Raw genomic sequence first — 19,876 nt, 5'->3', positions numbered from 1 at the left:
CTTTTTCATACCGTGCTGCTTTGCGGCACCAGCAGGTCGGCGCACAGCACATGCATGCACTCGTCGATCTCTATCGCCATCGACATCGTCAGGCAGGAGCGCGGATCGGTCATCGACAGGTAGGGCTCGCTCATGTACAGCACGCCGGGCTGGTCGACCGCGTGCTGGAAATAGCTGCGGCGCGACCACACCGCGCCGGTGGTGTCGGCCAGCGGCGCGTAGCGCGGGTCGGTGGCGGCGGGCGACTGGCGGCTATTGAGGTTGCGGCCTATCTGCCGGCCTTCGCTGTCCAAAAGGAAGCAGCGGATCACGTCCGGCAGGCTCAGCATGGGTTTGGCGGCTAGGTCGAACGGCGTGCCCTGCATCAGCGAGATGGCGCTTTGCACGAAGCATTGCCGCGCCAACTCGATCTGGCGGCGGGTGAGCTTGCGCTTGAGCAGCGAGTGCGCCATCAGTTCATCCCAGCGCTCGTCCAGCCTGGGGGTGATGATCTCGTCGCTGGTCGGCTGCTCGGCCGGATGGGCGATGAAAAAGCCCTGGATCAGGTCGCAGCCCGAGTCCATCGCAATCAGCACGTCGCGTTCGGTTTCTATCCCTTCCACCACCACCAGCGCACCAATTTCGTGCATCAGCCGCACCAGCCTGGTCAGCAGGCTGCGGCTGCGCGGCTGCAGGATGGCGTTGCGCAGCAACTGGCGGTCGAACTTCACCAGGCTGGGCTCCAGCTGGCATACCCGCTCCAGGTTGGAGTGGCCGACGCCGAAGTCGTCGATGGCGATCATGAAGCCATGGTTCTTCAGGATGTTGACGCCTTCGATCAGCGCCTCGTCCACTTCCAGCACGTGCTCCAGCACTTCCAGCACCACTTTGTGCGGTTCCAGGCCGGCCTGGCGGATGTTGTTGACCAGCGCCATCGCCCGGTCCGGGCGCGACAGCGAGGCGGCGTCGATATTGAGGAACAGCCAGTGCGGCTTGTCGGTCGGCAGCTGCAGGAAGCGCTGGATATGGGCGTGGCAGACGGCCAGGTCGAACTGGTGGCGCTTTTCCGGCGACACCATGGTGTAGAAGGCCTCGGCGGGGCTCAGCGCGGTAATGCCCTGCTCGGCACGCAACAGCGCTTCCATGCCTATGCTGCGTCGATGCGCCAGGCTGTAGATGGGCTGAAAGTGGCTGCCGATTTTCAGGCCGGCGTGCTCGAATGCTGTCATCGCGATACTGCCTCCATGTGTCCGGGCTCTATTGGTCCGTATCCCCGCTGCTCAAGCAATCGGCATTCCAGTTTAGTGCATGGGCAATAAAATAAAAAACGGGCCCGAGGGCCCGTCGTCAACGAATGTTAAGTTGACGGGGAAAACAACAGCCCCGTCGGCCGAACAGTCAGTTTTGCTGGATGCCGGCCACCAGCCACTTGCCGCCGGTGCTGCCGTCCTTGATGTAGTGCCAGGTTTCGCTGAACGGCACGATGGGAGAGCCCACTTCTTCGCTGACGTTGCCGCTGAACTGCACGCTGGCCACGTAACGGCCGTTTTCCACGGTGGCGTCGGCCAGTTGGCAGTCCAGCTGCGGGAAGTCGGCCACCGCGCTGTTGCCGCCGATGTCGTCGCGCAGCGCGTTGAACAGCTCAGGCGTCATGTACTTGCGCACTTCCTCCAGGCTTTCCGGCGTGTTCAGGCTTTGCAGGTGCAGGAAGGTGGCCTTGGCCTGACGCAGGAAGTTGGGGGTTTCGGTGCCGTCGGGCAGGCGCGCCGGCGCGCTGGCCGGCGCGGCATTGAAGCCGCCGCCATTGCTGAAGCCGCCATTGTTGCTTAGGCCGGAGCCTATCTTGGGGATGGCGTCAAAACCGCTGGCCTGGCTGTTCATGCCCTGCGGCATGCCCGCCGGTTGCGGCGCGTTGCCCACCGGATTGCCGGCTTTGCGGCGGAAGTACATCATGCCGCCGACCAGGGCCAGACCCAGCAGCGCCAGCATGCCCCAGGGCATGCCGCCTTTTTCCTGCTGCGCCGGAGTCGATTGCGCGGCTTGTTGCTCGGTCGGCGCGGCGTTCTGCTGCGCCGGAGCGGCCTGCTTCTCGTTGCCGGAGGAGCCGATCATGTAGCCGGCCGCGGCGCCGACTGCGCCAGCCGCCAGCGCGGTGCCGATGCCCGGGCCGGATTTCTGCGGAGCCTGAGCCGGGATGCCGCCTGCCTGCGGCGCGGCCATCGGCTGCGGGGCCGGGGTGCTGGGTTGATAGGTACGGGTGGGGGCGGAGCGCTGCATGCCTGCGCTCTTGCCTTTGCCCAGGCGCGCGGCCTCGGCAAATGGACTGGCCAACACGGAAACCATGGTGAAGGCGAGTACGATCGTCTTCGCACGAGTGGTCATGTTTTATTTTCCTGAGTGGTTTGAGTTGCCCGGATATGACCGGGAAGATGCAATTTAGTTTTGGTTTTATTCAAGAATTTCAAGCACAGTGGCGATTTCTTCGCGGATGCCGAAGCGGACATTGTAGCAGTATAGCGACACGCCATAGATCCGGCCGGGATCATCCTGGTAGGCCGGGCGGGGATCTTGCGCCAGCACCTGCTCCACCAGCAGGGCGAAGTCCGGCGGCGCATCCAGGCCGGCGAGCTGTTGCAAGGCGTTCGCGCTCCATTCCACCCGCAACTGCGGCGGGGGGCCGCTGACAAAGCCGCCGCTGGCCTCCGGCCGGGCTTCCGCAAACGGTATGTAAGGCTTGATGTCCACCACCGGCGTGCCGTCCAGCAGATCGGCCCCGGCCAGCCGCAACCGCACGCCATGGTCGCATTCCACTGCCGCCAGCTCCACCAGCGACAGGCCCAGGGGATTGGGCCTATGGGTGGAACGGCTGGCGAACACGCCCACCTTGGCGTTGCCGCCCAGGCGGGGAGGGCGCACCAGCGGTTGCCAGCCGCGGCCCATGGTCTGATGGAAGATGAAGCTGATCCAGACATGGGAGAACGCCGCCAGGCCGCGCACGCAATCAGGCTGATTGTAGGGCGGCAGCAACTCCAGGGTGACGCGGGCGGCATTGGCCAGAGAGGGCTGGCGTGGAATGCCGAATTTTTCCCGGTAAGGCGAGCGGATCACGCCCACTGGTTCGAAAGCGTAAGTCATGGCCGGATTGTAGCATCCGCGCGCGCCGCATCCGGCGGCGGCGCGGATGGCCGGCGTCAGCTGATAAAATGTTTGTTGTAGCGGGCGTTAAGCTGGTTCATCGGCAGCAGCATGAAGAAGTCGGCGCAGTTGAAGTCAGGGTCCCAGGCCGGCTCGCCGCAGACGTGGGCGCCGGCGCGCAGATAGCCCTTGATCAGCGGCGGCAGCGGCACCGGCGCGGAGTTGTCGATCACGCGGTCCAGCGGCAGCGGCAGGTGGGGGAACACGCGCCAGTCGGCCGGCGCCAGGTGCTTGCCTTCCAGCTGGCGGTATAGGCTCACCGCCTGGTGGCCGCCGTCGGTCAGCGACACGCTGGCGCAGCCGGCCAGATAGGCGCCGCCCTGTTGCTGTACATAATCGGCCAGGCCGGACCACAACAGCGCGATCACCGCGCCGGAGCGGAAGTCGCGGTGCACGCAGGAGCGGCCCATTTCGATCAGGCTGTCGCGCAGGTGGGCGAGGCGGCCCAGGTCGAACTCGTGTTCCGAGTACAGGCAGGGCGCGCGGCGGGCGGCCGCGGGCGGCAGCATGCGGTAGGTGCCTACTATCAGGCCGCTGGTGTGGTCTTCCACGATCAGGTGGTCGCACAGTTCGTCGTACTCGTCGCAGTCTATGCCCAGCTCGCGCGAGGCAAGTTCGGCGCCCATTTCGCCGGCAAACACGTCGAAGCGCAGCTTCTGCGCGCGGCGGATGTCTTCTGCGCTGTTGGCCAAGCGGACGGCCAGCCTCGGTTTGGTCCTGCCTGCAAGCTGTTCATTTAGCAGCATGTTTTGCCCCTCGTGGTGATGAGCCACATGCTAGGGGCGCTGTTTGACGTGTTAATGTCTGTGCGATGACCTTGTTATGACTGTGGCTTGACGATAGCGTTACGCGCTTGGATTTATTGAAATCAAGGACTTATCAGCTAAACCGTTTTGGCGTAGAATAGGCCGTTTTTCCGCCAGATTTGCTCCTTCAGCCATGATTTATCCGACAAGCTTCGACGTGATAGTGGTGGGCGGCGGTCACGCCGGCACCGAGGCCGCGCTGGCCGCGGCGCGCATGGGGTGCGCCACCCTTCTTCTGACGCACAATATCGAGACCCTGGGTCAGATGTCGTGCAACCCGTCGATCGGCGGCATCGGCAAGGGCCATCTGGTGAAAGAGGTGGACGCGCTGGGCGGCGCGATGGCGCTGGCCACCGACATCGGCGGCATCCAGTTCCGCACGCTCAACGGCTCCAAGGGCCCCGCGGTGCGCGCCACCCGCGCCCAGGCCGACCGCGTGCTGTACAAGGCCGCCATCCGCGAGATGCTGGAGAACCAGCCTAATCTGACGTTGTTCCAGCAGCCGGTGGACGACTTGTTGATGGAAGGCGACCGCGTCGCCGGCGCCATCACCGCCATCGGCATCACCTTCCGCGCCAAGACTGTGGTGCTGACCGCCGGCACTTTCCTGTCCGGCAAGATCCACGTCGGAATGGAAAATTACACCGGCGGCCGCGCCGGCGACCAGGCGGCGTCCACGCTGGGCGCGCGCTTGCGCGAACTGAGCCTGCCGGTGGGCCGGCTGAAGACCGGCACGCCGCCGCGCATCGACGGCCGCAGCGTCGATTTCTCGGTGATGGAGGAGCAGCCGGGCGACATCCCGGAGCCGGTGTTCTCCTACCGCGGCAAGCGCGAAATGCATCCCAGGCAGCTGCCGTGCTGGATCACCCACACCAACGAGCGCACCCACGACATCATCCGCAGCGGCTTCGACCGCAGCCCGATGTTCACCGGTGTGATCGAAGGCGTCGGCCCGCGCTACTGCCCGTCCATCGAAGACAAGATCAACCGCTTCGCCGACAAGGACAGCCATCAGGTGTTCTTGGAGCCGGAGGGCCTGACCACCCATGAGTTCTACCCTAACGGCATTTCCACCAGCCTGCCGTTCGATATCCAGCTGGCGGCGGTGCGCAGCATCCGCGGCATGGAGAACGCCCACATCCTGCGCCCCGGCTACGCCATCGAGTACGATTACTTCGACCCGCGCGGCCTGAAGGCCTCGCTGGAGACCAAGGCGATCAAGGGCTTATTCTTCGCCGGCCAGATCAATGGCACCACCGGCTACGAAGAAGCCGCCGCGCAGGGCCTGCTCGCCGGCCTCAACGCCGGCCTATACGTTCGCGAGCAGGACGCCTGGTGCCCGCGCCGCGACGAGGGCTATCTGGGCGTGCTGGTGGACGACCTGATCACCAAGGGCGTGTCCGAGCCGTACCGCATGTTCACCAGCCGCGCCGAGTTCCGCCTGCAGCTGCGCGAGGACAACGCCGACCTGCGCCTGACCGAGATGGGCCGCAAGCTGGGCTTGGTGGGAGACGCGCAATGGGACGCCTTCTGCAAGAAACGCGATGCCGTCGAGGCCGAGAAGGCGCGTCTCGCGACCACCTGGCTGCATCCGTCCAAACTGTCCGATCCGACCGGCCTAGAGCGCCTGCTGGGCAAGGGCATCGAGCGCGAGTACGCGCTGTCCGACCTGCTCAAGCGCCCCAATGTGCGCTACCGCGACCTGATGTCGGTGCCGGAAGCCGGCGCCAGTGCCCCCGAGCTTGACGAGGTGGTTGCCGAGCAGGTGGAAATTCAGGTCAAATACCAGGGATACATCAACCGCCAGAACGAAGAGCTGGCGCGCCGCGACAATCTGGAAGACATCCGTCTGCCGGGCGACATCGACTACAGTCTGGTGAAGGGCCTGTCCAAGGAAGTGCAGCAGAAGCTTAACCAGCAGCGCCCGGAAACCATGGGCCAGGCTTCGCGCATCCAGGGCATCACTCCCGCCGCCGTCGCCTTGCTGATGGTGCACCTGAAGCGCGGCTTCACCGACGCCACGAAAACCGCATGACACAACATATCGCAGAATTGCACCAGGGGCTGGCCAAGCTGGCCCTGGACTTCACCGAACGGCAGCAGGAATTGCTGCAGCGTTACCTGGCGCTGCTGGTGAAATGGAACCAGACCTACAATCTCACCGCCATCCGCCAGGAAGAACGCATGGTCAGCTATCATTTGCTGGACAGCCTGAGCCTGGTGCCGCACCTGGCCGGCGGCGCGCGCATGCTGGACGTGGGTTCCGGCGGCGGCATGCCGGGCATTCCCACCGCCATCGCGCGGCCGGACCTGCAGGTGGTGCTGCTGGATTCCAACCACAAGAAAACCACTTTTCTACGCCAGGTGGTGGTGGAACTGGGCCTGCCCAACGTCCAGGTGGTAACCGACCGCGTCGAGGCCTACCAGCCGGAGGCGAAGTTCGACCGCATCACCAGCCGGGCGTTCTCCGAGCTGTCCGAGTTCGTCAAGCTGACCCGCCACCTGTTGGCCGAAGACGGCCAGTACGTGGCGATGAAGGGCGTGTACCCGTATGAGGAAATCGCCTTGCTGCCGCAAGGCGTGGCGGTTTCGGAGGTGCTGCCGGTAACGGTGCCGGGGCTGGACGCCGAACGCCATCTGGTGAGGATGGTGCTGCAATGAATCCACGCGTGATCGCGGTGGCCAACCAGAAGGGCGGAGTGGGCAAGACCACCACCGTCGTCAATCTGGCGGCCGGTTTGGCCGATCTGGGCCGGCGGGTGCTGATCGTCGATCTCGATCCCCAGGGCAACGCCACCATGGGCAGCGGCATCGCCAAGCAGTCGCTGGAGAAGTCCGGCTACCACGTGCTGCTGGGCGAGGCCACCGTGGAGGAGGCGCGCCAGGATGCCAAGGCGGGCGGCTACCACGTGCTGCCGGCCAACCGCGATCTTGGCGGCGCCGAGCTGGAGCTGGTCAACGAGCTGGCGCGCGAGGCGCGGCTGAAAAATGCCTTGGCCGCGGTGGAGGACCAGTACGACTATGTGCTGATCGACTGCCCGCCGTCGCTGAACCTGTTGACGCTGAACGGCCTGGTGGCCGCGCACAGCGTGCTGATCCCGATGGTGTGCGAATACTACGCGCTGGAAGGCCTGTCCGATCTGGTGTCCACGCTGCGCAAGGTGCGGCTGGCGGTCAACCCCAAGATCGAGATCATGGGCCTTTTGCGCACCATGTTCGACGCCCGCAACAATCTGTCGCAACAGGTTTCGGCGCAACTGGCGCGCCATTTCGGCGACAAGGTGTTCCAAACCGTCATCCCGCGCAATGTGCGCCTGGCCGAGGCGCCCAGCCACGGCTTGCCGGGCCTGGTCTACGATCGCAACTCCCGCGGCGCTCAGGCGTACCTGACGCTGGCGCAAGAGCTGATCGAGCGCCTTGAACCCGCAACCGCAACTCCCACCGTCTGACAATATGGCCAAACTCAAAGGATTGGGGCGCGGACTTGACGCGCTCCTGTCCACCGCTGACACGGTGGACGACAGACTGACCACCCTTCCCATCGACAGCATCCGTCCCGGCAAGTACCAGCCGCGCAGCTTCATGGACGAAACCGCGCTGGAAGAGCTGGCGGCCTCCATCCGCGTGCAAGGCATCATCCAGCCGCTGATCGTGCGCGAGTTGGGATTGGGCGACTATGAGCTGATCGCCGGCGAGCGCCGCTGGCGCGCCTCGCGCAAGGCCGGCCTGGCCGAGGTGCCGGTGGTGATCAAGAGCGTGCCCGACGAGGCGGCGCTGGCGATGGCGCTGATCGAGAACATCCAGCGCCAGGAACTGGACCCGATCGAGGAGGCGCAGGGCATCAAGCGGCTGATAGACGAATTCGGCCTCACCCACGAAGCCGCGGCCGACGCGGTGGGCCGTTCGCGCAGCGCGGTGTCCAATCTGCTGCGCTTGTTGGTGCTGCCGCAGCCGCTGCAGCAGATGATGCACGAGGGCCAGCTGGAGATGGGCCACGCCCGCGCCTTGCTGTCGCTGCCTACCGTTTCCCAGCTTGAACTGGCGCAAGAGGTGGTGCGCAAGGGCTTGTCGGTGCGCGAGGTGGAGCGCCGGGTGCAACAGCATGATGTGCAAAAAACCACAGTTGCTCCGCAACAAAATCGCGTCGATCCCGATGTGGAGCGGCTGGAAAACCAGGTGTCGGAAGCGATAGGCGCCAAGGTCAGCATTCGTCATGCCAATGGCGGCAACGGCAGGCTGGTCATAGAATATGCCAGTCTGGACGAGTTGGATGCGCTGCTGGAGAAATTGCAGAAAAAACCCCAAAAATGAGAATGTTGCGCCGCAAAAGCCGCCCAGCGGCAAAGTTGACGCAACTCAAGCGCAAAGCCTATAATCCAGCGGTTTTTTTGCACTGGCAGTCATGGTAAATCCGGAAGTGAGGCGCGTGCTGCGCCTGCAGGCCAGCCTGGTCGGGCTGGCGGTGCTGATTTCACTGCTTGTCGGCGCCGGAAGCCTGGTAGTGGTGGTGTCCACCCTGCTGGGCGGAGTGGTGGTGCTAGTGCCGGCCCTGGTGTACGCCAGGATCGCCTATGCCAAACGTCATGTCCCTCCCGCGGCGTTGATCAAGGCGCATTTTCTGGCCGAAGCGGTAAAGTTTTGCCTGACCGTGCTGTTAAGTGGCGCGGTTTTGGCTGGTTTCAAGGATTTGTCCGTAGTCGGCTTTCTCGGTGGGTTCTTTGCCGCCATCTCCGGCTACGGTTTCGGGCTTCTAATCAAAAATTGAGAAAAGAGCGATGGCAAGCAACGCAACTGATTACATCAAGCACCACCTAACCTTTTGGAACTCGGATCCCTCGGCCGGCTTCTGGAGCCTGCACGTCGACACGTTCTCCATCTCCCTGCTGCTTGGCTTCCTGTTCGTAGGCGTGTTCGCCATGGTGGCGCGCCGCGCCAGCATCGAAGCGCCGGGCCGCCTGCAACTGTTCGTGGAGATGATTATCGAACTGGTGCAGACTCAGGTGCGCGAAGTGTTCCACGGCAAGAGCAAGATGATCGCCCCCCTGGCGCTGACCATCTTCTGCTGGGTGTTCCTGATGAACTTCATGGACCTGTTCCCGGTGGATCTGTTCCCGATGGCCGCGCAGTGGATCGGCTACACCTTCTTCGGCCTGGAGCCGCATCACGTGTATTTCCGCGTGGTGCCGTCCGCCGACGTCAACTCCACCTTCGCCATGTCGCTGTCGGTGCTGATCCTGATCGTCGCCTTCTCGATCAAGGCCAAGGGCCTGGGTGGCTGGGGCAAGGAGTTGCTGACCGCGCCGTTCCATTCGTCCCATCCTGTGGGCGCCGTGATCCTGGCTCCGCTGAACTTCGCGTTCCAGCTGGTCGAACTGGCCGCCAAGCCGATTTCGCTGTCTCTTCGTCTGTTCGGCAACCTGTACGCCGGCGAACTGATCTTCATCCTGATCGCGCTGCTGCCTTGGGGCCTGCAGTGGGTGCTGGGCGCGCCGTGGGCGATCTTCCACATCCTGATCATCACCCTGCAGGCCTTCGTGTTCATGATGCTGACCATCGTGTACCTGAGTCTGGCAGTGGAAGCGCACTGATTTACCCGTAGATTGACCATACTTTTTTACCAACCATCCTTGCTTTAAGTCTTAGGAGATACACAATGGAAGCACTCGTTTCTCAGATCCAGTCGATGACCGCTATCGCTGCAGCCCTGATCATTGGTTTGGGCGCTCTGGGCACCGCTATCGGTTTCGCCATTCTGGGCGGCAAGTTCCTCGAGTCCTCCGCTCGTCAGCCGGAAATGATCCCGGTTCTGCAAACCAAGCTGTTCATCATCGCCGGTCTGCTTGACGCGATCTCCATGATTGGTGTCGGTGTTGCCATGCTGTTCACCTTCAACAACCCGTTCCTGGCTGCCGCCCTGGCCGTTGTCAAGGCTGCCCACTAATCCGTTTTCCAACGGACGTGTAAACGGTTGTTGTAGTCATACTCTGGAGGAAAACAAGCGTGGAATTTAACGTAACACTACTGGGCCAGGCGATCACGTTCGCCATCCTGGTATGGTTCACCATGAAGTTTGTTTGGCCTCCGCTTACCAACATGATGGATGAGCGGGCCAAGCGCATTGCTGATGGCTTGGCCGCTGCGGAACGTGGCAAGCAGGATCTGGAAGCCGCTGAAAAACGCGTAGCGGACGAAATCCGCAAGGCGAAGCAGCAGGCTACCGAGATCGTGGTTGCAGCCGAGAAGCGCGCCAACCAGATCGTGGATGAAGCCAAGGAAGCGGCCCGCACTGAGGGTGCCCGCATCGTGGCCGACGCCAAGTCGGAAATCGATCAGGAAGTGCTGCGCGCCAAGGAATCCCTGCGCGCGCAGGTGGCCGAGCTGGCCGTCGCCGGCGCAGAGAAGATCCTGCGCAAGGAAATCGACGCGGCCAAGCACGCCGACCTGCTTGCCTCCATCAAAGCGGAGTTTTAATTAACTCATGGCAGAACTCATTACCGTCGCAAGGCCCTACGCCGAAGCGGTATACAGCCTCGCCACCGAACAGCGTAGCCTCGATCAGTGGTCGGATGCGCTGTCGTGGCTGGCTGCCATGGTGAACAACCCGGATCTGGCGCAGGTAGTCACCAATCCGAAACATACCGCACAAGAGGTTGAGGCGCTGATGCTGGATGTGCTCGGCAACCGCGGCAACGAGGAAGTGAAACGCTTCCTCGCCGCGCTGATCGAGAACGCCCGTTTGACGCTGCTGCCGGAAATCGCCGCGCAGTTTGAACTGCTGAAGGCGCAATCGGAAGACATAGTGGACGCCCAGGTGGAGTCCGCTTTTGCCATGTCCGATGCACAACAAGCCGAACTGACCACCACGCTTTCCAGGAAGTACGGCAAGACCGTACGTCTTGACGTGCGTGAAAACCCCGCGCTGATTGGCGGGGTGCGTGTGCTGGTTGGCGACGATGTCATCGACGCTTCCGTGCGCGGCAAACTGCAAGCAATGGCAGCAAGCCTCAAGAATTAGGAGAGATCATGCAGTTGAACCCCTCTGAAATCAGCGATCTGATCAAGGCCAAGATCCAGAATCTGGCTGAAGGCGCTGAAGTTCGCACCAAGGGCACGGTTATCTCCGTGACCGACGGTATCGTCCGCATCCACGGCCTGGCCGATGTGATGCAGGGCGAAATGCTCGAATTCCCGGGCAACACCTTTGGCCTCGCCATGAACCTGGAGCGCGACTCTGTCGGCGCCGTGGTGCTGGGCGAGTACGAGCACATCTCCGAAGGCGACGAAGTCAAGTGCACCGGCCGCATTCTGGAAGTGCCGGTTGGTCCGGAACTGATCGGCCGCGTGGTCAACGCGCTGGGTCAGCCCATCGACGGCAAGGGTCCGATCAACGCCAAGCTGTCCAGCCCGATCGAAAAGATCGCGCCGGGCGTGATTGCGCGCCAATCGGTATCGCAGCCGATGCAGACCGGCCTGAAGGCCATTGACTCGATGGTTCCGGTCGGCCGCGGCCAGCGTGAGCTGATCATTGGCGACCGTCAGACCGGCAAGACCGCCGTGGCTCTCGACGCCATCGTCAACCAGAAGGGCAACGGCGTCATCTGCATCTACGTAGCCGTAGGCCAGAAGGCATCGTCGATCGCCAACGTGGTGCGCAAGCTGGAAGAGCACGGCGCGATGGAACACACCATCATCGTCGCCGCCACCGCTTCCGAAGCCGCCGCGCTGCAGTTCATCGCGCCGTACTCCGGCTGCACCATGGGCGAATACTTCCGCGACATCGGCGAAGACGCGCTGATCGTATACGACGACTTGTCCAAGCAAGCCGTTGCGTACCGTCAGATTTCGCTGCTGCTGCGCCGTCCGCCGGGCCGCGAAGCCTACCCGGGCGACGTGTTCTATCTCCACTCCCGTCTGCTGGAGCGCGCTTCCCGCATCAACGAGGACGAGGTGGAAAAACTGACCAAGGGCGCCGTGAAGGGCAAGACCGGTTCGCTGACCGCTCTGCCTATCATCGAAACCCAGGCCGGCGACGTATCCGCCTTCGTTCCGACCAACGTGATCTCGATCACCGACGGCCAGATCTTCCTGGAATCCGACCTTTTCAACGCAGGTATCCGTCCGGCCATCAACGCCGGTATCTCGGTATCCCGCGTCGGCGGCGCGGCCCAGACCAAGGTCATCAAGAAGCTGGGCGGCGGTATCCGTCTGGCCCTGGCCCAGTACCGCGAACTGGCCGCGTTTGCGCAATTCGCTTCCGATCTGGACGAAGCGACCCGCAAGCAGCTGTCGCACGGTGAAGTCGTGACCGAGCTGATGAAACAGAAGCAGTTCTCCACCCTGTCTACCGCCGAAATGGCGCTGACGTTGTGGGCGGTGAACAAGGGTTCGTACGAAGACGTACCGGTGAAGAAGGCTCTGACGTTTGAAGCCGAGTTCCTCGCCAACGTGCGCGCGAACCACGCTGACGTGCTGAAGGCGATTAACGCTTCCGGCGATCTGTCTGCCGACAACGAGAAGGTACTGGCCAAGGCGATGGAATCGTTCAAGGCTGGCTACAGCTTCAACTGAGCCTTCGACTCACGTCGTAGCTAGAGAAAGGTTCAGGATATGGCAGTCGGTAAAGAGATTCTCACCAAGATCCGCAGCGTGCAAAACACGCAGAAGATCACCCGCGCTATGCAGATGGTGTCGACCTCGAAGATGCGCAAAACGCAAGAGCGTATGCGCGCTGCCCGTCCTTACGCCGAGAAGGTGCGCACGGTTATGGCGCACCTCGCTCAGGCGAACGCGGAACTTGGTCACCCGCTGCTTGCCCGTCGTGACGTGGTCAAGCGCGCCGGCATCATCCTGGTTTCTTCCGACAAGGGTCTTTGCGGCGGTTTGAACGTGAACACGTTCAAGCGCTTCTTTGCCAAGGTCAAGGAACTTAAGGATCAGAACGTCGAAATCGACGTTTGCTGCCTGGGCCAGAAAGGCCTGGCGGCTGCTCAGCGCGCCCGTCTCAACGTGGTGGCTAGCGCGGTCCATCTCGGCGACGTGCCGAAGATGGAAAAACTGATTGGCCCGCTTACAGTTCTGTTCAAGCAGTACGCTGAAGGCGAACTGGATGCGGTCTACATCGTCTACTCCGGCTTCGTGAACACCATGAAGCAGGAGCCGGCACTCGAACAACTGCTTCCGCTGACCCCGCATCATATGGTGGTGGAGCATTCGCACTCGTGGGATTACCTGTACGAGCCGGATGCGCCGACGCTGATGGAATTCCTGGTGCGGCGTTATCTGGAGTCGGTGGTGTATCAGGCTCTGGCCGAAAACATGGCCTCTGAGCAAGCCGCCCGTATGGTGGCGATGAAATCCGCCACCGACAACGCGGGCAACACCATCAAGCAGCTGCGCCTGGTTTACAACAAGGCGCGTCAGGCCGCGATTACCACCGAGTTGTCGGAAATCGTGGCAGGTGCCGCAGCGGTGTAAGCCGTTCACGGACTGTAAAAGTTTATTGTTTAGGAAGCGATAATGAGCCAAGGCAAAATCGTACAAATCATTGGCGCGGTAATCGACGTGGAGTTTCCGCGCGATGCCATGCCGAAGATTTATGATGCCCTGAAGCTGGTTGACGTCGATCTGACGCTTGAAGTTCAGCAACAGCTGGGCGACGGCGTGGTCCGCACCATTGCTATGGGTAGCTCCGACGGTCTGAAGCGTGGCATGCAGGTTGCCAATTCCGGTGCACCGATTTCGGTGCCGGTTGGCACCGCCACTCTCGGCCGCATCATGGACGTATTGGGTAACCCGGTGGACGAAGCTGGTCCGGTGGCTACCGACAAGCGTCGCGCCATTCACCAGACTGCTCCGAAGTTCGACGAGCTGTCCCCCGCCACCGACCTGCTGGAAACCGGCATCAAGGTGATCGACCTGCTGTGCCCGTTCGCCAAGGGCGGCAAGGTTGGTCTGTTCGGCGGCGCCGGCGTGGGCAAGACCGTGAACATGATGGAACTGATCAACAACATCGCCAAGGCGCACTCGGGTCTGTCCGTGTTCGCCGGCGTTGGTGAGCGCACTCGTGAAGGCAACGACTTCTACCACGAGATGAAGGACTCCAACGTGCTGGACAAGGTGGCGATGGTTTACGGCCAGATGAACGAGCCGCCGGGCAACCGTCTGCGCGTGGCGTTGACCGGCCTGACCATGGCCGAGCACTTCCGCGACGAGAAGGATGAAAACGGCAAGGGTCGCGACGTGCTGCTGTTCGTCGACAACATCTACCGTTACACCCTGGCCGGTACCGAAGTGTCCGCCCTGCTGGGCCGTATGCCGTCCGCGGTGGGTTACCAGCCGACCCTGGCCGAGGAAATGGGCCGTCTGCAAGAGCGTATCACTTCGACCAAGGATGGTTCCATCACCTCCATCCAGGCCGTATACGTGCCTGCGGATGACTTGACCGACCCGTCCCCGGCCACCACCTTCGCCCACTTGGACGCAACCGTGGTACTGTCGCGCGACATCGCCTCGCTGGGTATCTACCCGGCGGTCGATCCGCTCGACTCCACCTCGCGCCAGCTGGACCCGCTGGTGGTAGGCGACGAGCACTACTCGGTAGCCCGCGGCGTGCAGTCCACGCTGCAGCGCTACAAGGAACTGCGCGACATCATCGCGATTCTGGGCATGGACGAACTGTCCGAGGAAGACAAGCTGGTCGTGGCTCGCGCCCGTAAGATCCAGCGCTTCTTGTCCCAGCCGTTCCACGTGGCTGAAGTATTTACCGGTTCTCCGGGCAAATACGTTTCGCTGCGCGAAACCATCAAGGGCTTCAAGGCGATCATTGCTGGCGAATACGACCACCTGCCGGAACAAGCGTTCTACATGGTTGGTGGCATCGAAGAAGCCGTCGAGAAAGCCAAGACGCTTAACTAAGGAGAGGGCTAATGTCCAAGATGCATGTGGAAGTGGTTAGCACCGAACAACTCATCTATTCCGGTGAGGCCGAGTTTGTAGTGGCGCCGGCTACCGAAGGTGAGATCGGCATCTATCCGCAACACGTGCCGCTCCTGACCCGTATCAAGCCTGGTGTGCTGCGCCTTCGGGTGCCGGACAGCAAGGAAGAAGTACTGGTGGCGGTGTCCGGTGGCATGATGGAAGTGCAACCGACGCTGATCACCGTACTCGCCGATACGGCGATTCGCGGCGAGGATCTCGATGAGGCCCGCGCCAATGAGGCGAAACGCGCTGCCGAGGATGCCCTCAAGCACGCGACCGACGACATGAGCACGGCCAAGGCCCACGTTGCATTGGCGCTGGCCATTGCCGAGCTCAAGACGCTGGACTACCTCAAGAAGCGCGCTCACTGAATGCGCGAGACGTAATCGTGTATAGTGCAGGCTGCCACGCAAGTGGCAGCCTTTTTCCGTTTTTGGCCCAAGCAAAAAATCATCATGGATAGTCTGAGTATCGTTATTCTTGCCGCCGGCAAAGGCAAGCGCATGTATTCCTCTATGCCGAAAGTGTTGCACCCGATAGCCGGAGAGCCGATGCTGGCGCGGGTGATCCGCACCGCGCGCAGTCTCAATCCCTCCCGTCTGGTGGTGGTGTACGGCCACGGTGGTGAACAGGTGCGCGGCCGGATTCAGGACGCCGACATCGTCTGGGCCGAGCAGGCCGAACAACTGGGCACCGGCCATGCGCTGAAAATGGCGCTGCCGCATCTGCCGGCCAGCGGCAAGACCCTTGTGCTGTATGGCGACGTGCCGCTGACGCTGTCCGCCACCTTGCGGCAGCTGGTGGAGGCGGCCGGCGACGGCATGGCGGTGCTGACCGACGTGCTCGCCGACGCCAGCGGTTACGGCCGCATGGTGCGCGGCGTCGACGGCAAGTTGAAGGCCATCGTCGAACACAAGGATTGCACGGCCGAACAGCTGGCGATCCGCGAAATCAACACCGGCATGATGGCACTGCCCAATGCGCAGTTGGCCGGCTGGCTGAACGCCCTGAAAAACGGCAATGCCCAGGGCGAGTATTACCTCACCGACGTGCTGGAGCTGGCGGTGAAAGATGGCGTGGCGGTGGAAAGCGCCAGCGTCGCGGCCTCGTGGGAGGCCGCCGGCGTCAACAACAAGCTGCAACTGGCCGAGCTGGAGCGCATTCTGCAGCAGAACCAGGCGCACGCGCTGTTGGAAGCCGGGGTGACGCTGGCCGACCCGGCGCGTATCGACATCCGCGGCACGCTCAGGCACGGCATGGACGTGGCCATCGACGTCAACTGCGTGTTCGAAGGCCTGGTGGAGCTGGGCGACAATGTCGAAATCGGCGCCAATTGCGTGCTCAAGAACGTGAGCATCGCCGCCGGCAGCAAAATCGCGCCGTTCTCGCATCTGGAAGACGCCGTGGTCGGCGCGGATTGCCGAATCGGTCCGTACGCCCGCCTGCGCCCGGGCGCGGAGCTGGCCGACCATGTCCACATCGGCAACTTCGTCGAAGTGAAGAAGAGCACAGTGGGCGAGGGCTCCAAGGTCAATCACCTGAGCTATATCGGCGACGCCGAGATCGGCAGTAAGGTCAATGTCGGAGCTGGTTCGGTCACTTGCAACTACGATGGCGTCAACAAGTTCAAGACCGTGATAGGCGACAATGTTTTCGTCGGCTCCGGTACGTTGATGGTGGCGCCGGTGACGCTGGAGGATGGCGCAACCATCGCCGCTGGTTCGGTGATCAACAAGACCGCGCCGGCGGGACAACTGACGGTGGCGCGCGCGCGGCAGATGACTGTGCCGGGCTGGCAGCGTCCGCAAAAGAAAAGCTGATTCAGTTTGACCCGCCGCGCAGGCGGGGCTGGCAGGACCGCGAACGGCGTCCGGTTCTCCCCGGAAAATGGGGAGAGCCGGACGCCGTTTTCGCATTGAGGGGTAAGGGGCTTGCCATGCTGAAACTTGCGCTGCTATCATTACGAAACTTTCGAAACGAAACTTTTCATGACAAAGCGAAACACCCAGCAACGCCGCCATGCCATCGCCACTCTGGTGCAGGAGTACGGCGAAGTCAGCGTGGACGAGCTGACCAGGCGTTTCTCCACCTCGGAAGTGACCATACGCAAGGACCTGGCGCTGCTGGAGACCGGTGGCCTGCTGCTGCGGCGCTACGGCGGCGCGGTGTCGCTGCCCAGCGAGATGATGGCGGAGGCGGATGCGGAACAGGTTTCAAAACGAAAGATGACGATCGCCCGCGCCGCGGCCGAGCGCATCCGCGACCACAATCGCGTGATCATAGACAGCGGCACCACCACCAGCGCGATGATCCCCTTGCTGGGCAACAAGCGTGGCCTGGTGGTGATGACCAATTCGCTGAACGTGGCTGGCCAATTGCGTGAACTGGAAAACGAACCGACGCTGCTGATGACCGGGGGAACCTGGGACCCGCACTCTGAATCGTTCCAGGGCCAGGTGGCGGAGCAGGTGCTGCGTTCCTACGATTTCGACCAACTGTTCATCGGCGCCGACGGCATAGACTTGGCGCGCGGCACCACCACCTTCAACGAACTGGTGGGCCTGTCGCGGGTGATGGCGGAAGTGGCGCGCGAGGTGATCGTGATGGTGGAGTCGGACAAGATAGGCCGCCGCATTCCCAATCTGGAGTTGCCTTGGGACAAGATCCATACCCTGGTCACCGACGACGGCTTGGCGGTGGCGGCCAGGGAAAGCATTCAAGCGAAGGGCGTCACGCTGATCTGCGCGTCCTCGCCAGTCGATAGTTCAAGGAGAAAGTAATGTGCGGCATAGTTGGCGCCATCGCGGCGCGTGATGTGGTTCCGGTGCTGGTGGAAGGCCTGAAGCGGCTGGAATACCGGGGTTACGATTCGGCCGGCGTGGCCGTATTGGCCGGCGACGAGATTCGCCGGGTGCGCCGCGTCGGCCGCGTGGCGGAGATGGAGGGCGCGGCGGCGGAGGAAAACCTGCACGGCCTGCTGGGCATCGGCCATACCCGCTGGGCCACCCACGGCGGCGTAACCGAACCCAACGCCCACCCGCATGTGTCTTTCGACAAGATCGCGGTGGTGCACAACGGCATCATCGAAAACCATGAAGAACAGCGCCAGCGCCTGAAGGGCCTGGGCTACGCCTTCGAATCCCAGACCGACACCGAAGTGATCGCCCACCTGGTGCATCACTACTACCAGGCCGGTGGCAGCTTGTTCGACGCGGTGAAACAAGCCACCCGCGAGCTGACCGGCGCTTACGCCATCGGCGTGATCGCGTTGGACCGCCCCGACGAACTGGTATGCGCCCGCATGGGTTGCCCGCTGCTGGTGGGTCTGGGCGATGGCGAAAACTTCATCGCCTCCGACGTCTCCGCCATCCTGTCCGCCACCCGCCGGGTGATTTTCCTGGAAGAGGGCGATATCGGCCTGCTGACCCGGGACGGCGTCAAACTGATAGACAAGGATGATCAACCGGCGGCGCGCCCGGTGCATTTGTCCGACGTGTCGCTGGCATCCCTGGAACTGGGCCCGTACAGCCACTTCATGCAGAAGGAAATCCACGAGCAGCCGAAGGCCTTGTCCGACACCATCGAGGCGGTGCAGGATGCGGGTTTCAACGCCGCGCTGTTCGGCGAGGCCGCGGCCGAAATTCTGCCGCAACTGGAGGGCGTGAAAATCCTCGCCTGTGGCACCAGCTACTACGCCGGTCTGACTGCCAAGTACTGGATAGAGAGCATCGCCGGCATCGCCTGCGACGTGGAGATCGCCAGCGAATACCGCTACCGCGCCGCCTTCGCCAATCCCAAGCACCTGGTGGTGACCATCTCGCAATCGGGCGAGACGCTGGACACCATGGAGGCGCTGAAATACGCGCGCGAGCTGGGCCACGCCTACGCCTTGTCCATCTGCAACGTGCGCGAATCCGCGATCCCACGCGCCAGCGACCTGGTGTTCTACACCCGAGCCGGCGCCGAGATCGGCGTGGCCTCCACCAAGGCTTTCACCACCCAATTGGTAGGCCTGTTCGCGCTGGCGGTGACGCTGGGCAAGGTGCGCGGCAAGGTATCCGCCGCCGATGAGGCGCAATACCTGGACGACTTGCGCCACCTGCCGGGCAGCGTGCAACACGCGCTCAATCTGGAGCCACAGATCAAGGCCTGGTCGGAACGCTTCGCCGTTAAGGACAACGCGCTTTTCCTCGGCCGGGGCCTGCATTACCCGATCGCGCTGGAAGGCGCGCTGAAGCTGAAGGAGATCTCCTATATCCATGCCGAGGCCTACCCGGCGGGCGAGCTGAAGCATGGCCCGCTGGCATTGGTGGACGAGGACATGCCGGTGGTGGTGATCGCCCCCAACGACGCGCTGCTGGAGAAAGTGAAGTCGAACATGCAGGAAGTGCGCGCTCGTGGCGGCGAGCTGTTCGTGTTCGCCGACGCCGACAGCCACTTCCACGAGTCCGACGGTGTGCATGTGATCCGCACCCCGCGCCATGTCGGTGTGCTCAGCCCCATCGTCCACACTATCCCGGTGCAGATGCTGGCCTACCACGTGGCCTTGTCGCGCGGCACCGACGTCGACAAGCCGCGCAATCTGGCTAAGTCGGTAACCGTAGAATAAGGGGATACGGCAGAGCTGACTAGAGCGAATAAAGTCCGTCGGATCCGAATAAAGTTCGTCGGAGTCTGACAACAGAGAAGGGGCCGCTGGCCCCTTCTTCTTTAGTGATGTCGTATCAATTCTTCAGATGTCCGCTTTTCGGCCAAAGCGGCCCGTCAGTGCGAGGCTTGTGTGCGACTGCTTCCGAACCTCAGCGGATGCTCGCGCAATTGAGAAGTCTCCATTTTGATCTAAAGAAACTAGTAGCAGGCTGTCGTTTTTATGATGCATCGGATTAACGGCCTTGTCCCCTCGTAAGTAAATGCTACTG

20 protein-coding genes are annotated in these 19,876 nt (G+C 62.5%); 16 read left to right on the top strand and 4 right to left on the bottom strand.

Going from position 1 to position 19,876, the window contains the following annotated elements; all coding sequences use genetic code 11:
• Positions 1 to 5: 5 nt before the first annotated feature.
• From BI344_RS02330 to BI344_RS02315, 4 genes are all read right to left on the bottom strand, one after another.
• The gene (locus tag BI344_RS02330) at positions 6 to 1,208 is read right to left on the bottom strand and encodes a sensor domain-containing phosphodiesterase (protein WP_071111343.1); all 1,203 of its coding nucleotides are present in this window, start codon (positions 1,206 to 1,208) and stop codon (positions 6 to 8) included.
• A 169-nt stretch (positions 1,209 to 1,377) separates the two neighbouring features.
• On the bottom strand, positions 1,378 to 2,361 hold the full coding sequence (locus BI344_RS02325; RefSeq protein WP_071111342.1) for a Tim44 domain-containing protein: 984 nt from the start codon (positions 2,359 to 2,361) through the stop codon (positions 1,378 to 1,380).
• A gap of 66 nt (positions 2,362 to 2,427) precedes the next feature.
• Complete coding sequence (gene tsaA / locus BI344_RS02320; protein ID WP_071111341.1) at positions 2,428 to 3,114, bottom strand: tRNA (N6-threonylcarbamoyladenosine(37)-N6)-methyltransferase TrmO; 687 nt, start codon at positions 3,112 to 3,114, stop codon at positions 2,428 to 2,430.
• A 56-nt stretch (positions 3,115 to 3,170) separates the two neighbouring features.
• On the bottom strand, positions 3,171 to 3,920 hold the full coding sequence (locus BI344_RS02315; RefSeq protein ID WP_071111340.1) for a GNAT family N-acetyltransferase: 750 nt from the start codon (positions 3,918 to 3,920) through the stop codon (positions 3,171 to 3,173).
• A 193-nt stretch (positions 3,921 to 4,113) separates the two neighbouring features.
• On the opposite strand from BI344_RS02315, the gene mnmG reads away from it, so the two are divergent.
• The 16 genes from mnmG (at position 4,114) to glmS (ending at position 19,566) form a co-directional block, all read left to right on the top strand.
• Entirely contained in the window at positions 4,114 to 6,015 is a 1,902-nt protein-coding gene (gene mnmG, locus BI344_RS02310) for a tRNA uridine-5-carboxymethylaminomethyl(34) synthesis enzyme MnmG (protein WP_071111339.1), read from the top strand.
• Complete coding sequence (rsmG, locus tag BI344_RS02305; RefSeq protein ID WP_071111338.1) at positions 6,012 to 6,641, top strand: 16S rRNA (guanine(527)-N(7))-methyltransferase RsmG; 630 nt, start codon at positions 6,012 to 6,014, stop codon at positions 6,639 to 6,641. The genes mnmG and rsmG overlap by 4 nt, the downstream gene beginning before the upstream one ends.
• On the top strand, positions 6,638 to 7,429 hold the full coding sequence (locus BI344_RS02300; RefSeq protein WP_071111337.1) for a ParA family protein: 792 nt from the start codon (positions 6,638 to 6,640) through the stop codon (positions 7,427 to 7,429). The genes rsmG and BI344_RS02300 overlap by 4 nt, the downstream gene beginning before the upstream one ends.
• A 4-nt stretch (positions 7,430 to 7,433) precedes the next feature.
• Positions 7,434 to 8,291, top strand: coding sequence for a ParB/RepB/Spo0J family partition protein (locus BI344_RS02295; RefSeq protein ID WP_071111336.1), 858 nt, complete (start codon positions 7,434 to 7,436; stop codon positions 8,289 to 8,291).
• Positions 8,292 to 8,406: 115 nt separating this feature from the next.
• Positions 8,407 to 8,745, top strand: a complete 339-nt coding sequence (locus BI344_RS02290) for an ATP synthase subunit I (protein WP_241499236.1) — start codon at positions 8,407 to 8,409, stop codon at positions 8,743 to 8,745.
• Between the two features lie 10 nt (positions 8,746 to 8,755).
• A complete protein-coding gene (gene atpB, locus BI344_RS02285) occupies positions 8,756 to 9,568 on the top strand; it encodes a F0F1 ATP synthase subunit A (RefSeq protein WP_071111334.1) in 813 nt (270 codons plus the stop codon).
• Between the two features lie 65 nt (positions 9,569 to 9,633).
• A complete protein-coding gene (gene atpE / locus BI344_RS02280) occupies positions 9,634 to 9,921 on the top strand; it encodes a F0F1 ATP synthase subunit C (protein ID WP_043581017.1) in 288 nt (95 codons plus the stop codon).
• A gap of 59 nt (positions 9,922 to 9,980) precedes the next feature.
• Positions 9,981 to 10,451, top strand: a complete 471-nt coding sequence (locus BI344_RS02275; RefSeq protein WP_071111333.1) for a F0F1 ATP synthase subunit B — start codon at positions 9,981 to 9,983, stop codon at positions 10,449 to 10,451.
• A gap of 7 nt (positions 10,452 to 10,458) precedes the next feature.
• Positions 10,459 to 10,995 carry a F0F1 ATP synthase subunit delta gene (locus tag BI344_RS02270; RefSeq protein WP_071111332.1) on the top strand — a complete coding sequence of 179 codons (537 nt, stop codon included), beginning with the start codon at positions 10,459 to 10,461 and terminating at the stop codon, positions 10,993 to 10,995.
• Between the two features lie 8 nt (positions 10,996 to 11,003).
• On the top strand, positions 11,004 to 12,548 hold the full coding sequence (gene atpA / locus BI344_RS02265; protein ID WP_071111331.1) for a F0F1 ATP synthase subunit alpha: 1,545 nt from the start codon (positions 11,004 to 11,006) through the stop codon (positions 12,546 to 12,548).
• Positions 12,549 to 12,587: 39 nt separating this feature from the next.
• Positions 12,588 to 13,454, top strand: a complete 867-nt coding sequence (atpG, locus tag BI344_RS02260; protein ID WP_071111330.1) for a F0F1 ATP synthase subunit gamma — start codon at positions 12,588 to 12,590, stop codon at positions 13,452 to 13,454.
• A gap of 42 nt (positions 13,455 to 13,496) precedes the next feature.
• Positions 13,497 to 14,894, top strand: a complete 1,398-nt coding sequence (atpD, locus tag BI344_RS02255) for a F0F1 ATP synthase subunit beta (RefSeq protein WP_071111329.1) — start codon at positions 13,497 to 13,499, stop codon at positions 14,892 to 14,894.
• 11 nt (positions 14,895 to 14,905) lie between these two features.
• A complete protein-coding gene (locus BI344_RS02250) occupies positions 14,906 to 15,328 on the top strand; it encodes a F0F1 ATP synthase subunit epsilon (RefSeq protein ID WP_071111328.1) in 423 nt (140 codons plus the stop codon).
• 84 nt (positions 15,329 to 15,412) lie between these two features.
• Entirely contained in the window at positions 15,413 to 16,777 is a 1,365-nt protein-coding gene (gene glmU, locus BI344_RS02245; RefSeq protein WP_071112034.1) for a bifunctional UDP-N-acetylglucosamine diphosphorylase/glucosamine-1-phosphate N-acetyltransferase GlmU, read from the top strand.
• 168 nt (positions 16,778 to 16,945) lie between these two features.
• Positions 16,946 to 17,737 carry a DeoR/GlpR family DNA-binding transcription regulator gene (locus BI344_RS02240; RefSeq protein WP_071112033.1) on the top strand — a complete coding sequence of 264 codons (792 nt, stop codon included), beginning with the start codon at positions 16,946 to 16,948 and terminating at the stop codon, positions 17,735 to 17,737.
• On the top strand, positions 17,737 to 19,566 hold the full coding sequence (gene glmS, locus BI344_RS02235; protein ID WP_071111327.1) for a glutamine--fructose-6-phosphate transaminase (isomerizing): 1,830 nt from the start codon (positions 17,737 to 17,739) through the stop codon (positions 19,564 to 19,566). Before BI344_RS02240 ends, glmS begins: the two co-directional genes overlap by 1 nt.
• Positions 19,567 to 19,876 lie beyond the last annotated feature (310 nt).

The organism is Chromobacterium sphagni, assembly GCF_001855555.1.
GTDB lineage: Bacteria > Pseudomonadota > Gammaproteobacteria > Burkholderiales > Chromobacteriaceae > Chromobacterium > Chromobacterium sphagni.
This window is presented reverse-complemented; position numbering and strand designations above follow the sequence as displayed.